10 protein-coding genes are annotated in these 16,317 nt (G+C 62.5%); 9 read left to right on the forward strand and 1 reads right to left on the reverse strand.

Going from position 1 to position 16,317, the window contains the following annotated elements:
• Positions 1–188 precede the first annotated feature (188 nt).
• The 8 genes from Q4S45_RS05920 to Q4S45_RS05955 all read left to right on the forward strand — a co-directional run bounded on the left by Q4S45_RS05920 (position 189) and on the right by Q4S45_RS05955 (position 13,786).
• Positions 189–1,505, forward strand: coding sequence for an oligosaccharide flippase family protein (locus Q4S45_RS05920; RefSeq protein ID WP_305510056.1), 1,317 nt, complete (start codon positions 189–191; stop codon positions 1,503–1,505).
• Between the two features lie 13 nt (positions 1,506–1,518).
• Positions 1,519–2,778: a glycosyltransferase gene (locus Q4S45_RS05925; RefSeq protein WP_305510058.1), complete on the forward strand. Its 1,260-nt coding sequence runs from the start codon at positions 1,519–1,521 to the stop codon at positions 2,776–2,778.
• A gap of 1 nt (position 2,779) precedes the next feature.
• A complete protein-coding gene (locus tag Q4S45_RS05930; protein WP_305510060.1) occupies positions 2,780–3,988 on the forward strand; it encodes a hypothetical protein in 1,209 nt (402 codons plus the stop codon).
• 239 nt (positions 3,989–4,227) lie between these two features.
• Positions 4,228–5,625 carry a choice-of-anchor Q domain-containing protein gene (locus Q4S45_RS05935; RefSeq protein WP_305510062.1) on the forward strand — a complete coding sequence of 466 codons (1,398 nt, stop codon included), beginning with the start codon at positions 4,228–4,230 and terminating at the stop codon, positions 5,623–5,625.
• A gap of 307 nt (positions 5,626–5,932) precedes the next feature.
• Positions 5,933–7,324, forward strand: coding sequence for a right-handed parallel beta-helix repeat-containing protein (locus Q4S45_RS05940; RefSeq protein WP_305510064.1), 1,392 nt, complete (start codon positions 5,933–5,935; stop codon positions 7,322–7,324).
• A gap of 240 nt (positions 7,325–7,564) precedes the next feature.
• On the forward strand, positions 7,565–8,959 hold the full coding sequence (locus Q4S45_RS05945) for a choice-of-anchor Q domain-containing protein (protein WP_305510066.1): 1,395 nt from the start codon (positions 7,565–7,567) through the stop codon (positions 8,957–8,959).
• Between the two features lie 286 nt (positions 8,960–9,245).
• Positions 9,246–11,936, forward strand: a complete 2,691-nt coding sequence (locus tag Q4S45_RS05950) for a choice-of-anchor Q domain-containing protein (protein WP_305510068.1) — start codon at positions 9,246–9,248, stop codon at positions 11,934–11,936.
• 272 nt (positions 11,937–12,208) lie between these two features.
• Positions 12,209–13,786, forward strand: a complete 1,578-nt coding sequence (locus Q4S45_RS05955) for a choice-of-anchor Q domain-containing protein (protein ID WP_305510070.1) — start codon at positions 12,209–12,211, stop codon at positions 13,784–13,786.
• Positions 13,787–13,896: 110 nt separating this feature from the next.
• Here Q4S45_RS05955 and Q4S45_RS05960 read toward each other — a convergent pair whose 3' ends face one another.
• Positions 13,897–15,093, reverse strand: a complete 1,197-nt coding sequence (locus tag Q4S45_RS05960; RefSeq protein ID WP_305510072.1) for an acyltransferase — start codon at positions 15,091–15,093, stop codon at positions 13,897–13,899.
• Between the two features lie 222 nt (positions 15,094–15,315).
• Here Q4S45_RS05960 and Q4S45_RS05965 point away from each other — a divergent pair, with 222 nt between their 5' ends.
• A complete protein-coding gene (locus Q4S45_RS05965; protein ID WP_305510074.1) occupies positions 15,316–16,311 on the forward strand; it encodes an SGNH/GDSL hydrolase family protein in 996 nt (331 codons plus the stop codon).
• Positions 16,312–16,317 lie beyond the last annotated feature (6 nt).

Raw genomic sequence — 16,317 nt, forward strand, 5'->3', positions numbered from 1 at the left:
GTTCGCGTAGCCGCCACGGCTGTTCAAGAACAAGGCGACCGCGTCCCATGATAGTACTGCCGGCCGCCCGGGGGATGGTCGGGCTCGTCCCGGCCGCTTGAGTTGTGTCAATAGAGAAGATCTGTAGCCTTCCATAATCGACCATGCCGTTTCGCGCACCACCCGCCAAGCCAATGATGAAGACAACGATGAAAACCCTGTTTGCAGCCTGTTCACTAGGGCGATCCCCGGATTCGCGCCTGAACCTGTCTGCAACCATCGGCGCGACGGTCGCCCGCCAAATCATGTCCGGCTCGCTGTATCTTGCCGCGACGTGCATTATCGCGCGGACCCTCGGGCCGGCGGGCAACGGGATCCTGGCCACGGCGCTGTTGCTGCCCCAGGCGCTGTACGCATTTCTGAACCTCGGCCTGGGCGCGAGCCACGTCTACCACCTGAGCTCCGGAGTCGGCAATCCCCAACGAATGCGCACCGTGAACTGGACACTGGCGCTGCTGCTGTGGATGGCGGTCGCGCTGGTGGTGGCGGCAAGCAGCGAACGGCAGATCGCCACTTACCTGCCTGGCATTCATAAAGGCCTGGCCTTGTATGCCAGCGTGCTGTTTCCGCTGCTGCTGCTGGCGGCCTGGTCGTCGTCGATGTTCCGCGGCCAGCGCGACTACAGCACCTATAACAAGACATTGCTGGTCCACCCCTTCGTATTTTTCGTCGCGGTTGCCGTATTGGGCGTGACGGGAAGCGTCAACGTGGTGGCGGTGCTGTCCTGCCACATCATGGGCCAGCTATCGCTCTGGCTGATGAGCGAATCGCGTCTCCGAAAGATCGAACCTCGCGCCGCCGGGCATTACCAATTGTTCGATGCGATTTCATTTGGGCTGCGCGCCCATGTCAGCAACGTCATTACCTTCCTGCACTATCGGCTCGCCTTGTATCTTGTCAGTTTCATGCTGGGCGCCACCGCGACGGGAATCTATGCGCTTGCAGTGCAGCTGGCCGAAGTGCTGTGGCTGTTTTCGGGAGCCGCGTCGGCGATCGTCTTCCCCGAGTCCGCCGCAAACAGCCGGTCGCCGGATGCCCTGGAGGCGATGGTGAAGAAAATCGCGACGCTGGTGGTGCAGGTCACCCTGGCTGGCGCGCTGGTGGCTGCCGCCCTTTCGCCGTTCGCGATTCCGCTTGCGTTCGGCAAGGATTTCCGGGATAGCGTTGCGCCGTTCATCATTTTGCTGCCGGGAATTGTCGTCTGGAGTTACATGACCATCATCTCCAATGCCCTGGCAGGAATGGGTTACCAAAAAGTGAATATCCAAGGGGCGCTCCTTTGCCTGGCAATCAATGTCGTCTGCAGCTTGCTCGCCATTCCGGTGCTGGGCACAAGCGGTGCGGCACTCGCCTCGACCGTCGCGTTTTCGATCACTGCCCTGTATACCGTTGCCATGTACCGAAAGATCATGGCAGCGAAGCGGGCAGTCGCCGTTGGCGCGCGCGAATGCCAGGATCCTTGTTGATGGAGACCCGAGTATGAAACGGAAACGGATGCTCGTGGTAACCACCTCCTACCCGTACGGGCACAACGAAGGTTTCGTTCGGGCAGAACTGGAATATCTCTCGCGCTGCTTCACGCATGTCGAGCTGGTGCCGAGCTTTTATTCGCCCGACAGCGTGCCGCGGCCTACCGCGCTGCCGGTCAATTTGGGGTACGCGAATGTGCGCTGGGGCATGCAGCGAAGCTTCATTCTGGTTCGTTCATTGCTGGGGGGCCTGCGCAGGTACGCGTGGCGCGGCGATGCGCTGCGGGTCGCGCGCGGCGCGCACCGCTGGGAGAACCTGAAGGAACTGGTGCGGGCGCTGTACCGCGCCTGCCTGTTCGAGCGCTTTCTGGTCGAGCAGAGCGGGCAGGGGGACAAGCAAATCGACCTGGTCTATTTCTACTGGATGTTCCCGGAAATCATGGGCGCGATCCGTTACCGCGACCTGTACCAGCCCTCGCTCAAGATCGTCTCGCGCGCCCATGGCGGAGATTTGTACGAGCACCAGCGCAGCGGTGGCTATGCGGGCTTGCGACAGGGCGTGCTGGCCGGAATCGACGCGGTCTACAGCATCTCGGACCATGGCCGCGCCTACGTGGGGCGCGAGCACCCGGGCGTTGCGCGCAAATGCTTCACCTCGCGGCTGGGCGTGGACGACCCCGGATTCGAGAACGCGCAGCCGGAAGAGGGCTCGCTGTCGATCGTTTCGTGTTCCTTCGTCATCGACGTGAAGCGGCTGCACCTGATTGTCGACGCGATCGCTTATCTGCTGGAGGAGGAGCCATCGCTGGACATCCGCTGGACCCACATCGGCGACGGCGAGCTGTATGACGAATTGCGGGCCTACGCCCGCTCGAAGCTGGAGGGCCGCGCCGCCGTCGTGTTCACGGGCTACCTCGCGCAGGAGGACGTGATGCGGCTGTACCGGGAAAAGCAATTCGATGTGATCGTCAACGTGAGCTCGAGCGAAGGCATTCCTGTCAGCCTGATGGAGGCCAGTTCGGTCGGTATCCCGATGGTGGCAACCGACGTGGGCGGCAACGGCGAAATTGTCAATGACAGCAACGGGATACTGATCCCGGCCGATGCGGACGTTCCCACCATCGCGCGCGCGCTGGCGCGCTTTCGCGACAGGGCGGCCTCCTCGGCGTACCGCACGCGTGCGCGCGCCGATTGGGAGAACAAGTTCAACGCCGCCCGCAATTATTCGCAGTTCGGCCAATCGCTGGCCGACATCGTCGCCGGTCCCTGACATGAACACGCCGAACCGCCTTGAATCGCGTCTGGTGTTCCTGGCATTTTTTTGCGCCTTGTTCCTCTTCTTCACGCCGTTCGAGCAAGGCGGTCCGCGGCCCTCGATGGTGCCGAAGTACCTGGCGGCCGGCGCATCGCTGGCGCTGCTGTTCCCGTTGGCAGTGATGCGGCCGGTGCGGCTGCGCCCCCCGTCCATTTATGTGCTGATCATGCTGCTGTTGATCGTCGCGCACGCAGCCGTGATCATATCCGGCCCGGGCCAGTTCGCCTTGCTCATCCTGGCCGACATGTCGGCGGCAATCATCATGTACGAGGCCTCGTTCCACTGGCGACGGGAATTCCAGGCGGCGATCGGATGGTTGCTGTTCTTTAACGTGCTGTTCATCGGGCTGCAGGCGGTGCTGTTTTACGGGACATCGGCCGGGATGGTCGACTTTCACAAGATGCTGTTTGGCTCGGACAGCCGATTTTCCGAGGACTACCTGAACATTACGCGATTTGCCGGTTTTCAAGTTGAGCCCGGTACCTATGCGAACTATATAGGCTGCTTGCTGGCAATTCTGCTGCTGGTCTCGGAATTCAGCGAACGGCTGGTGTTGCTGACGTGCGCGTCGATCATCGGAATTTTCCTGACCAATTCTGGCTCGTCGGTGTATTTTGTCCCGCTGGTGACGGTTCTTGGCCTCTGCCTCTGGCGCAAGAAGGTCAGGGCGATTCACCTGGTCCTCCTTGCCACCGCGATCGCGACCTACCTGCTTGCTTCGGGGATCGTCACGCACTTGGAGGAGCGGTTTGTCAACCAACCGTCCGATGGCAGCCTGACGCACCGGATTGAAGGCATGTCCGCGTACTGGGCCACGAGTGCCGAGGAAAAATTCGTAGGAATCGGTTTCGTGAACGATCCCTGCGTCCGGTGCTCCTACCAGGACATCGGCGTCCTGTTCAACCTTGCCACGCGGGGCGGTGCGGCGGTGTCGCTTGTGCTGCTGGGAATGCTTGCACGGCTGGTCCGGGTCAATGGGCTGGTGTTGGGGACCCTGCTGGTGATGGTGCCGTTCAACGAGAAGATGTACTTCTACGAACCGTCGGTGTGGCTGTTCGTGTTGTTCGCGCTGACCGGTCCAGGTTACGTCGCCCAGCGCAGCAAAGCCGGGGCGGCGCCGTGGAGTCCGGCTGGCACGCCGGCCTCGGGCGGGCGCATGTCCTAGCGCGCTGTCGCCAGCCCCTCCATCCGTTGCGCCGCCCAGTGCCAGGCGCGGCAGACGATCGATCAACCTCGCTTTTGACGGCGCAAAACTCAGCGCAATTCCCCATTATTTGGACGTTTTCTATAAGGAAAGTGTCCTTAGTCTCTTGACACCATGCACAAATTTATCTCGAAACAATTGAACTAAGGAAGTTACTCGCGCTCCAACTAGCTCATTCACTCGTGAGTTGGAGACTTCCAATGAAGAAGATCGTATCCGTAGCATCTACTGTTCAAGCTAATCTCCTGTTGTGTTGCAGCGCCGCGGTATTGTTGTCCGCATGCGGAGGCGGCAGCGCCGACAGCGGCCAGTCAGCCCAGCAAGCGGCCACGTCCAACGACAGCGTCGCAGCCGTGTCCGGGCAATCCGCCGGGGTTGCCAATAGCTCGAACGTTGCCGCGCCGATCCCGTCCAGCACTGAATCCGCCCCGGGCGCAACTGTTGCCCCTCCTGATAATTCTACCGTCGCCACGACGGCCCCGTCCGTCACACAAGCGGCCCCTGCGGCCACCCCTGGCGATTCGACCCGCCTCCTGGCGGAATCGGCTGCGCCCGCCGCCGCCGCCAACCACTTATATGTTGCCACCACCGGCTCGGACTCCAACCCCGGAACGCTGGCCGCGCCCTTCAAGACCATCGCCAAGGCCGACTCCCGCGCGGGTGCCGGCTATGTCATTCACGTCGCCCCCGGCGTCTATAACGTCTCCGCTCCGTCGCTGGGTAACGCCGGCATCATCACAAGCAAGAGCGGAACCTCGGCTGCCCGTATCAGATACGTCTCGGACGTGAAATGGGGCGCGAAAATCGTCGTGTCCGGTACCGGCATTACCTGGGACTCGCGCGGCAGTTATGTCGATATCGAAGGCTTCGACATCTCCGGTTCCGGCCGTCACGGGATCCTCGCCTCCGGCGCCTACCTGAGCATGCGCAATAACTTCATCCATGACCTGACCATCAGCGGAGGCTGCAATGGCAGTGGCGGCGCAGCCATCGATACCTATGGCCCAGTCGGCAATGTCGTCATCGACAGCAACGTGGTCAGGAACATCGGTGCTTCGATGATTGGCCGTTGCAACACGGTGCAGGGGATTTATATCGCCAACCCGAACAATCTGGTCACGAATAACATTGTTTCCGGCGTTGCCATGGCTGGCATTCAACAATGGCATGGCGCGACGGCGTCCACCATCGTCAACAACACGACCTTCCATAACAAGGACGGCATCTTGTTGGGGCAGGGCGATGCCGGCACCACGGCCACTGGCTCCGAAAACAATTACGTTGCCAACAATCTCGTCTATGACAACGCGGCCTACGGGATTATCGAACTGGGCAAAATGGGCGGTAACAACCGTTATGCCAATAACCTCGTTGCCTCCAGCGGAAGCAATTGGCGCGTGGCCGGCAGCGTCAGCGGCTCCGTTTCGGCCAACCCGCAGTTTGCAAATTACCGGGCAGACGGCACCGGCGACTATCACGTCCTGAGCGGCTCGCCAGCGATCGACAAGGGCACCTCGGCCCAGGCGCCGGCAAGCGATTTCGCCGGTGTCGCACGAACACGCGGTGCCGCGGTCGACATCGGCGCTTACGAGTTCTGATCGAGCGCGCTTAGCCCACTCGCGTTAAGGTCAGGGGACCTGCCCCACAGATAGCCCCTGCATTGACCTCTCTAAACCCGCGCGGAGTTTCGGCCCCGCCCGGGTTTTTTCTTTTCCCATCGACTGCTCGCCTGCATCGCGGCACTTCATTGCCGCGGGTCTGCCGCGCATTCCAAGGGCATGCCAAAAAGAAATTGTCCTTGCGCATTTAATACGGCGCAGAAATTTTTCCGCCAAAAAATTGAACTTCGGCACTTTCCTCTACTCAAACTCACTCCTTCCCACAAATGACGTCAGGAAACTTCAGATGAAAAAAGGCTTTACTTTCGCTTCGCAATGCCGTGTTCACGCCTTGCTGTGCTGCAGCGCTGCCGTACTGTTGACCGCCTGCGGCGGCGGCACGTCGGGCGCCGGCACCGCCCAGCCAACCCAGGCCGCTGCGGTTTCGTCGACCAGCCCTGCGACCCAGTCGGTCGCGCCTGTCGCAAGCGAAGCGACCAGCGCTCCTGTCGCCGTCGATGCGGGCGCACCTGCCGCCGCCGACGCGCCAGCCGACAAGCTCCTGGCGACCTCGGGCGTGGTCAGCTCGGCCGCGACGGCTGCCTGCACCTACTACATCGCGCCAACCGGCTCCGACAGCGGCGCAGGAACGCTCGCTTCGCCGTGGAAAACTGTCAAGTACGCCAGCGCTAAACTGACTGCCGGCAAGACCCTGTGCGCTCGCGGCGGCACCTACTATGGCCAGGCTGGCCTGATCTGGAAATCGTCGGGCACGGCCGCGGCGCCAGTAACGTTCCGGAACTATCCGGGCGAAACCCCGGTCTTCGACGGCCAGTGGGGCGACACCGGCACCGACGGCGACTTCCTGGTGTTCTCGAACAATTCGCACGTCGTCGTCGACGGCATCACCGCGCAGCACTTCGCCGACCAGTACGGCAACGGCACCATCGACCTGCATAACGGAGTGGGCCCGGTGGACGACATCACCATCCAGAACAGCACCCTGATCGACAACGGCAGCCACACCGCCCAGGATCACCACATCTATATCGCCACCGGCGTGACCAACGTCACGATCCGCAACAACCGCTTCATCCGCGCCGCCGGCTCGGCGATCCAGGCCTATCATTCGCCTGCCTCGAGCGGCATCAAGATTTACAACAACGTGATGATCGGCGGCACGCTGAAATGCTCGCAGAGCAAGAGCAATCCTTGCTCGGCCAGCGCAACCCAGCACTGGGGCCTGATCATCGGCGACGCCAAGGACACCCAGATCTACAACAATACGATCTACGGCATGCAGTACGGCATGGACTTCAACTACGGCACCACCAGCACCGGCCCGTACGTCGTCAAGAACAACCTGATCGTCAACAGCACGGTGGCCGGCATCCGTGTCGCTTCGGCCTATGCGCCGTATTTCACGAGCGACTACAACGGCTTCTCGGGCAATGCCAGCGACATCAACTGGAAGGGCTCGAACATGACCGCGGCCCAGTTCGCAGTCTCGACCACCAACGAGCGTCATGCAGTGCGCGCCAATCCGATGTTCGTCAACGCGGCGGCGGGCGACTTCCACCTGAACGCGGGCAGCCCGATGATCAACAAGGCGCTCTCGCTGACCATGTTTAACACCGACAAGGACTGGCTGACCCGTCCGAGCGGCGCGTTCGACATTGGCGCTTACGAGAAACAGTAAGCAGGCCGTGGTCTCGGCATACCCGAGATCGGTCTCTTGAAACCCCTTGGGCGTCGCCGCCCAAGGGGTTTTTTCATTGCCGGGATTGGCCGTCTGTCGCGCATTCCAGGGGCATGCAAAAAAGAAATTGTCCTTGCGCATTTAATACGACGCAGAAATTTTTCCGCGAAAAAATTGAACTTAGGCACTTTCCACCACTCAAACCTACTCCTTCACACAAATGACGTCAGGAATCTTCAGATGAAAAAAGGCTTTACTTTCGCTTCGCAATGCCGTGTTCACGCCTTGCTGTGCTGCAGCGCTGCCGTACTGTTGACCGCTTGCGGCGGCGGCACGACGAGCGCCGGCACCGCCCAGCCAACCCAGGCCGCTGCGGTTTCGTCGACGAACCAGTCCTCCGCACCTGTCGCCAACGAAGCGACCAGCGCTCCAGTTGCCGTCGATACCAGCGTAGCTGCCGCGACCGATGCACCAGCCGATGCGCCGGCCGACAAGCTCCTGGCGACCTCGGGCGTGGTCAGCTCGGCCGCGACGGCTGCCTGCACCTATTACATCGCTCCGACCGGCTCCGACAGCGGCGCAGGCACCTTGGCTTCGCCGTGGAAGACGGTCAAGTACGCCAGCGCTAAACTGACTGCCGGCAAGACCCTGTGCGCGCGCGGCGGCACGTACTATGGCCAGGCTGGCCTGATCTGGAAATCATCGGGCACGGCCGCGGCGCCAGTGACGTTCCGGAACTATCCGGGCGAAACCCCGGTCTTCGACGGCCAGTGGGGCGACACCGGCACCGACGGCGACTTCCTGGTGTTCTCGAACAACTCGCACGTCGTCGTCGATGGCATCACCGCGCAGCACTTCGCCGACCAGTACGGCAACGGCACCATCGACCTGCATAACGGCGTGGGTCCGGTGGACGACATCACCATTCAGAACAGCACCCTGATCGACAACGGCAGCCACACCGCCCAGGATCACCATATCTATATCGCCACGGGCGTGACCAACGTCACGATCCGCAACAACCGCTTCATCCGTGCCGCCGGCTCGGCGATCCAGGCCTACCATTCGCCTGCCTCGAACGGCATCAAGATTTACAACAACGTGATGATCGGCGGCACGCTGAAGTGCTCGCAGAGCAAGAGCAATCCTTGCTCGGCCAGCGCGACCCAGCACTGGGGCCTGATCATCGGCGATGCCAAGAGCACCCAGATCTACAACAACACGATCTACGGCATGCAGTACGGTATGGACTTCAACTACGGCACCACCAGCACCGGGCCGTACGTCGTCAAGAACAACCTGATCGTCAACAGCACGGTGGCCGGCATCCGTGTCGCTTCGGCCTATGCGTCGTATTTCACCAGCGACTATAACGGCTTCTCGGGCAACGCCAGCGACATCAACTGGAAGGGCTCGAACATGAGCGCAACCCAGTTTGCCGTTTCGACCACCAACGAGCGTCATGCGGTGCGTGCCAATCCGCTGTTCGTCAATGCGGCCGCCGGTGACTTCCACCTGAACGCCGGCAGCCCGATGATCAACAAGGCACTGTCGCTGACCATGTTTAGCACCGACAAGGACTGGCTGGCCCGTCCGAGCGGCGCGTTCGACATCGGCGCTTACGAGAAACAGTAAGCTGGCCGCGGTCTCGGCATAACCGAGATCGGTCTCTTGAAACCCCTTGGGCGTCGCCGCCCAAGGGGTTTTTTTCATTGCCAGGGGCCGTGCTGCAGTCGCGCCACCTATCTCTCCCATTTTCTTGCCGGATTGGCCGTCTGCCGCGCCTTTCAAGGCATGCAAAAAAGAAATTGTCCTTGCGCATTTAATACGGCGCAGAAATTTTTCCGCCAAAAAATTGAACTTAGGCACTTTCCACCGCTCAAATCTACTCCTTCACACAAATGACGTCAGGAATCTTCAGATGAAAAAAGGCTTTACTTTCGCTTCGCAATGCCGTGTTCACGCCTTGCTGTGCTGCAGCGCCGCCGTACTGTTGACCGCCTGCGGCGGCGGCACGTCCGGCGCCGGCACCGCGCAGCCAACCCAGGCCGCTGCGGGTTCGTCGACCAGCCCTGCCAACCAGTCCAGCGCACCGGCAGCAGTCGAAGCGACCAGCGCTCCTGTCGCCGTCGATGCGGGCGCACCTGCCGCCGCCGATGCGCCGGCCGACAAGCTCCTGGCGACCTCGGGCGTGGTCAGCTCGGCCGCGACGGCTGCCTGCACCTATTACATCGCTCCGACCGGCTCCGACAGCGGCGCAGGCACCCTGGCTTCACCGTGGAAGACGGTCAAGTACGCCAGCGCTAAACTGACTGCCGGCAAGACCCTGTGCGCGCGCGGCGGCACGTACTATGGCCAGGCTGGCCTGATCTGGAAATCATCGGGCACGGCCGCGGCGCCAGTGACGTTCCGGAACTATCCGGGCGAAACCCCGGTCTTCGACGGCCAGTGGGGCGACACCGGCACCGACGGCGACTTCCTGGTGTTCTCGAACAACTCGCACGTCGTCGTCGATGGCATCACCGCGCAGCACTTCGCCGACCAGTACGGCAACGGCACCATCGACCTGCATAACGGCGTGGGCCCCGTGGACGACATCACCATCCAGAACAGCACCCTGATCGACAACGGCAGCCACACCGCCCAGGATCACCATATCTATATCGCCACCGGCGTCACAAACGTCACGATCCGCAACAACCGCTTCATCCGCGCCGCCGGCTCGGCGATCCAGGCCTATCACTCGCCTGCCTCGAGCGGCATCAAGATTTACAACAACGTGATGATCGGCGGCACGCTGAAATGCTCGCAGAGCAAGAGCAACCCTTGCTCGGCAAGCGCAACCCAGCACTGGGGCCTGATCATCGGTGATGCCAAAAGCACCCAGATCTACAACAACACGATCTACGGCATGCAGTACGGCATGGACTTCAACTACGGCACCACCAGCACCGGACCGTACGTCGTCAAGAACAACCTGATCGTCAACAGCACGGTGGCCGGCATCCGCGTCGCTTCGGCCTATGCGCCGTATTTCACCAGCGACTACAACGGCTTCTCGGGCAATGCGAGCGACATCAACTGGAAGGGGTCGAACATGACCGCGGCCCAGTTCGCCGTTTCGACCACCAATGAGCGTCATGCGGTGCGTGCCAATCCGCTGTTCGTTAATGCGGCCGCCGGTGACTTCCACCTGAACGCGGGCAGCCCGATGATCGACAAGGCGCTGTCGCTGACCATGTTTACCACCGACAAGGACTGGCTGGCCCGTCCGAGCGGCGCGTTCGACATCGGCGCTTACGAGAAACAGTCCAGCGCACCTGTTGCCCCCGCGACGAGCGCACCTGTCGCCAGCGAGACGACCAGCGCACCTGTTGCCCCCGCAACCAGCGCACCGGCGCCAAGCCAGACGACCAGTGCACCTGTTGCGCCCGCGACCAGCGCACCTGTTACCCCCGTCCTGCCGACGTCGGGCGTGGCCAGCGCCCCAACAACGGCCGCGGCGGTAGCGGCTGCCTGCACCTACTACATCGCGCCAACCGGCTCCGACAGCGGCGCCGGCACCCTGGCGTCGCCGTGGAAGACGGTCAAGTACGCCAGCGCTAAATTGACGGCGGGCAAGACCCTGTGCGCCCGTGGCGGCACCTACTATGGCCAGGCTGGCCTGATCTGGAAATCGTCGGGCACGGCCGCGGCGCCGGTGACGTTCCGTAACTATCCGGGCGAAACGCCAGTCTTCGACGGCCAGTGGGGCGACACCGGCACCGACGGCGACTTCCTGGTGTTCTCGAACAACTCGCACGTCGTCGTCGACGGCATCACCGCGCAGCACTTCGCTGACCAGTACGGCAACGGCACCATCGACCTGCATAACGGCGTGGGCCCGGTGGACGATATCACGATCCAGAACAGCACCCTGATCGACAACGGCAGCCACACCGCCCAGGATCACCATATCTATATCGCCACGGGCGTCACCAACGTCACGATCCGCAACAACCGCTTCATCCGCGCCGCCGGCTCGGCGATCCAGGCCTATCATTCGCCTGCCTCGAGCGGCATCAAGATTTACAACAACGTGATGATTGGCGGCACGCTGAAATGCTCGCAGAGCAAGAGCAATCCTTGCTCGGCCAGCGCAACCCAGCACTGGGGCCTGATCATCGGCGACGCCAAGGACACCCAGATCTACAACAACACGATCTACGGCATGCAGTACGGCATGGACTTCAACTACGGCACCACCAGCACCGGACCGTACGTCGTCAAGAACAACCTGATCGTCAACAGCACGGTGGCCGGCATCCGCGTCGCTTCCGCTTATGCGCCATATTTCACCAGCGACTACAACGGCTTCTCGGGCAACGCCAGCGACATCAACTGGAAGGGCTCGAACATGAGCGCAACCCAGTTTGCCGTTTCGACCACCAACGAGCGTCATGCGGTGCGTGCCAATCCGCTGTTCGTCAATGCGGCCGCCGGTGACTTCCACCTGAACGCCGGCAGCCCGATGATCAACAAGGCACTGTCGCTGACCATGTTTAGCACCGACAAGGACTGGCTGGCCCGTCCGAGCGGCGCGTTCGACATCGGCGCTTACGAGAAACAGTAAGCTGGCCGCGGTCTCGGCATAAACCCGGGATCGGTCTTTCGAAACCCCTTGAGCGCCACCGCTCAAGGGGTTTTTTCATTTGGGATCACGTTCTGCCGCAGCGCCAATCAACCGCATTCCCCACGCGGGCGCGTACTCCGGCTGCTTGCTACTAAGAAATTGTCCTTGCGCGTTTAATACGGCGTAGAAATTTTTCCTCAAAAAAATTGAACTTCGGAACTTTCCACGGCTCAAACTCATTCCTTCACGCAAATGATGTCAGGAAACTTCAGATGAAAAAAGGCTTCACTTTCGCTTCGCAATGCCGTGTTCACGCCTTGCTGTGCTGCAGCGCTGCCGTACTGTTGACCGCTTGCGGCGGCGGCGCGTCCAGCGCCGGCACCGCCCAGCCAACCCAGGCGGCTGCGGTTTCGTCGACCAGCCCGGCGAACCAGTCCGGCGCGCCTGTCGCCAGCGAGACGACCAGCGCCCCTGTTGCCCCCGCGACCAGCGCACCTGTGGCCAGCGAGACGACCAGCGCCCCTGTTGCCCCCGCGTCCAGCGCCCCTGTCGCCCCCGCGTCCAGCGCACCTGTCGCCCCCGCGACCAGCGCACCTGCCGCCAGCGATACGACCAGCGCACCTGTTGCCCCGGCGACCAGCGCGCCTGTTGCCCCCGCGTCCAGCGCACCGGTCGCCCCCGCGTCCAGCGCACCTGTTGCCCCCGTTCAGCCGGCGGCCAGCTCCCCAACAACGACCGCGGCGGTAGCGGCGGCTTGCACCTACTACATCGCGCCAACCGGCTCCGACAGCGGCGCGGGTACGCTCGCTTCGCCGTGGAAGACGGTCGCGTATGCCAGCGCTAAATTGACTGCCGGCAAGACCCTGTGCGCCCGTGGCGGCACCTACTATGGCCAAGCTGGCCTGATCTGGAAATCGTCTGGCACGGCCGCGGCGCCGGTGACGTTCAGAAACTATCCGGGCGAAACTCCGGTCTTTGACGGCCAGTGGGGCGACACCGGCACCGACGGCGACTTCCTGGTGTTCTCGAACAACTCGCACGTCGTCGTCGACGGCATCACGGCGCAGCACTTCGCCGACCAGTACGGCAACGGCACCATCGACCTGCACAACGGCGTGGGCCCGGTGGACGACATCACGATTCAAAATAGCACCCTGATCGACAACGGCAGCCACACCGCCCAGGATCACCATATCTATATCGCCACGGGCGTCACCAACGTCACGATCCGCAACAACCGCTTCATCCGCGCCGCCGGCTCGGCGATCCAGGCCTATCATTCGCCCGCCTCGAGCGGCATCAAGGTCTATAACAACGTGATGATCGGCGGCACGCTGAAGTGCTCGCAGAGCAAGAGCAATCCCTGCTCGGCCAGCGCAACCCAGCACTGGGGCCTGATCATCGGCGACGCCAAGGACACCCAGATCTACAACAACACGATCTACGGCATGCAGTACGGCATGGACTTCAACTACGGCACCACCAGCACCGGACCGTACGTCGTCAAGAACAACCTGATCGTCAACAGCACGGTCGCCGCCATCCGCGTCGATTCGGCCTATGCGCCGTATTTCACCAGCGACTACAATGGCTTTTCGGGCAACGCCAACGACATCAACTGGAAAGGCTCGAACATGACCGCCGCCCAGTTCGCGGTCTCGACCACCAACGAGCGTCATGCGGTGAGCGGCAATCCGATGTTCGTCAATGCGGCCGCCGGCGACTTCCACCTGAACGCGGGCAGCCCGATGATCAACAAGGCGCTGTCGATGAACCTGTTCAGCACCGACATGGACTGGCTGGCCCGTCCGAGCGGCGCGTTCGACATCGGCGCTTACGAGAAACAGTAAGCAGGCCGCAGTCCCGCGATAAAGCGGGGCCAGTCTCTTGAAACCCCTTGGGCGTCATCGCCCAAGGGGTTTTTTCATTGGCGCCGGGCAGGAGGGGGCGATGCGTTTCCTCAATCGGCGCCCACCGCCGATGGGGGCGCCGTCCGCGCCCGGCCTTGCAGCAAAATGCGCTTGGCCAGGCGGCGCAGCCTGTAAGTCTGGGATTCAAACAAGCGGTAGGACAGATACGATGCCGCCAGCAGGGTGGCCAGCATGCCGAGGTAGATTGCCAGGTGCAGCGGCTGGTGCGGCGACAGGGTGCGCAGGCCCAGGGCGGTCCAGAGCCATTGCTGCAGCAGGCCGATCAGGGGAAGGTGCAGCACGTACAGGCTGAACGAGAAGTCTGCAAAGAAGCCGCCGATCTTCGCCAGCGGGCGCCGCAGCGTCGAGCTGGCCGAGGCCTGGAACTGCAGGCTCGACATAAAGACCAGGAACACCACGCTGCACACCAGGTCCGGCGCCAGGTTGGCGAAATCGAACGCATCCATGTTCCAGGCCAACCGGTAATACACCCACAACGCGGCCGCCAGCACCAGCCAGCAGGCGCGCACGCCGGCGCCGCACTCGATGCGGATGCGGGAAAAGGCCACGCCGAGCAGCCATACGGCGAAGTAGCCGACGAGCGGACCGGGCAGCAGGCCCGCCAGCGCGATGACCGTGGCGCCGCATGCGAAACGGGCGGCGAGGCGGTGCGCCCAAAACGCCGCGACCAGCAAGGGGAACATCAGGTAGTACCAGGTTTCGTTGGCCAGGCTCCACAGCGCCAAGTTGTCGCCGAACACGGGCACCGAGACGGTCTGCAGGCCGAACAGGTTGCCGGCGAAGGCGAGGGCGGAGTAACTGTTAGAGGGAGAAAAATCGATGCGGCTGGCGCTGACGACGCCTGTGCCCACGCCCAACAAGAGCGTGAGCACGAAAGTTGGAATCAGCACGGTCCACAGGCGCGTCACGCGGTCGATCGCGTAGCCGGCGATCGCCGCGGGCTGGCGAAACTTGTCGAGCAGGCTGCCGCCGACCAGCCAGCCGCTGATGACGAAAAATACCAGCACCGCGTGGTGCGCGAAGCCGGTGATGAAAGCGAGCCCCTGAAACCACAGCGGCGGGCCGGCCACCTCGCGCAGGCCCGGATAGACCTCGGCGCGCAAGTGTGCGGCCGCGACCTCGATCGCGGCCAGGCCGCGCAGCACGGCAATCAGCACCGAATGCCAGCAGTCGTCGCCGGACTGACTATGAGCCTGGAATGTCAGTTTGGGAATGTGCTTGCGCATGGCGACTCCTCGGGTGCGAACTGCCCACCTTATCAATTGGGCAAGCGCTCGCATTGAAACTGCGCAAATGACCGGACCAGTATGCGTAGCGAACGGATGGCACGAAAGCTGATCCCTGACAAATGCGCGTCTTGCAATCTCTCGCAAAATTGCATTTGCTTGTTTCAAAGCGGAGGCAGTTGCTCCTGCCACGCGATCGATTTTTCCCATCCGAGGTGACGCATGCGGCAAATTTACGAATACCACCCGATTATCGGCTACCGGTTCATCCCCAACCTGCGCGCGCGCATACCGCATGAAAATGGCGGCTACCTTGTGCAGGTCAACGACACCGGCTTTCGCTCGGACCGCGCCTTCGTTCCTGCGCGGGCGCCCAGCAAGCCGCGCGTGCTGGTGTTCGGCGATTCCTTCACGGCCGGCGATGCGGTCCCGAACCACGAACGCTACACCGACCTGCTCGAGACGAAGCTGGGGGCGGAGGTCTACAACTACGGGATCTCGTCCACCGGCACCGATCAGCAATACCTGGCCTGGCGCGAGTTTGCCCGCAACATCGAGCACGATGTCGTGGTGATCGCCGTGTTCGTCGAAAATGTGCGCCGCGTGACGGCGCGCTACCGTCCCCACCGAGATGCGAGCGGACGCTACCGCATTTACGCGAAGCCGTATTACACCTTCGAGCGCGGCGAGCTGCAGCTGCACCATGTTCCGCCGCGCGCCGAGCCGCTCGAACTGGAGGACATGCCGCCGGAGGAGCAGGCCGCGGTCGATTCGGGCGGACGCTTCCAGCTGCTGCGCAAGGTGGCGGCGGCGGCCGGCGTCAAGGACGCGATGCAGCGCCTGACGCATTACCAGCCGGTGCCCGATTACGATTCGCCCGACTCGGCCGGATGGCGCCTGATGCGCGCCATCCTCACGCAGTGGATACGCGCCCTCGACCGCCCGGTGATCCTGATGCCCTTGCCCTTGCCGCAGCACATAGACGAGGTATGCGACTCGTCCGGCTACCAGGCCAGGTTCGCCGAACTGGCGGGCGAACTCGGTTGCACGCTGCACGACCCGCTGCCGGATTTCCTGCGCTACCCGAAGGCCGAACGCCGCCGCTTTCGCTGGGAAAAGGACATCCACTTCACCCCCGCTGGACACCGGGTGCTGGCCCAGTCGCTGGCGCCGGTGCTGCAAAAAATGCTCCTGCCCGCCGCCGCGGCGCCGGCATGAACCGCT

Source organism: Massilia sp. R2A-15, from assembly GCF_030704305.1.
GTDB lineage: Bacteria > Pseudomonadota > Gammaproteobacteria > Burkholderiales > Burkholderiaceae_D > JAFCUW01.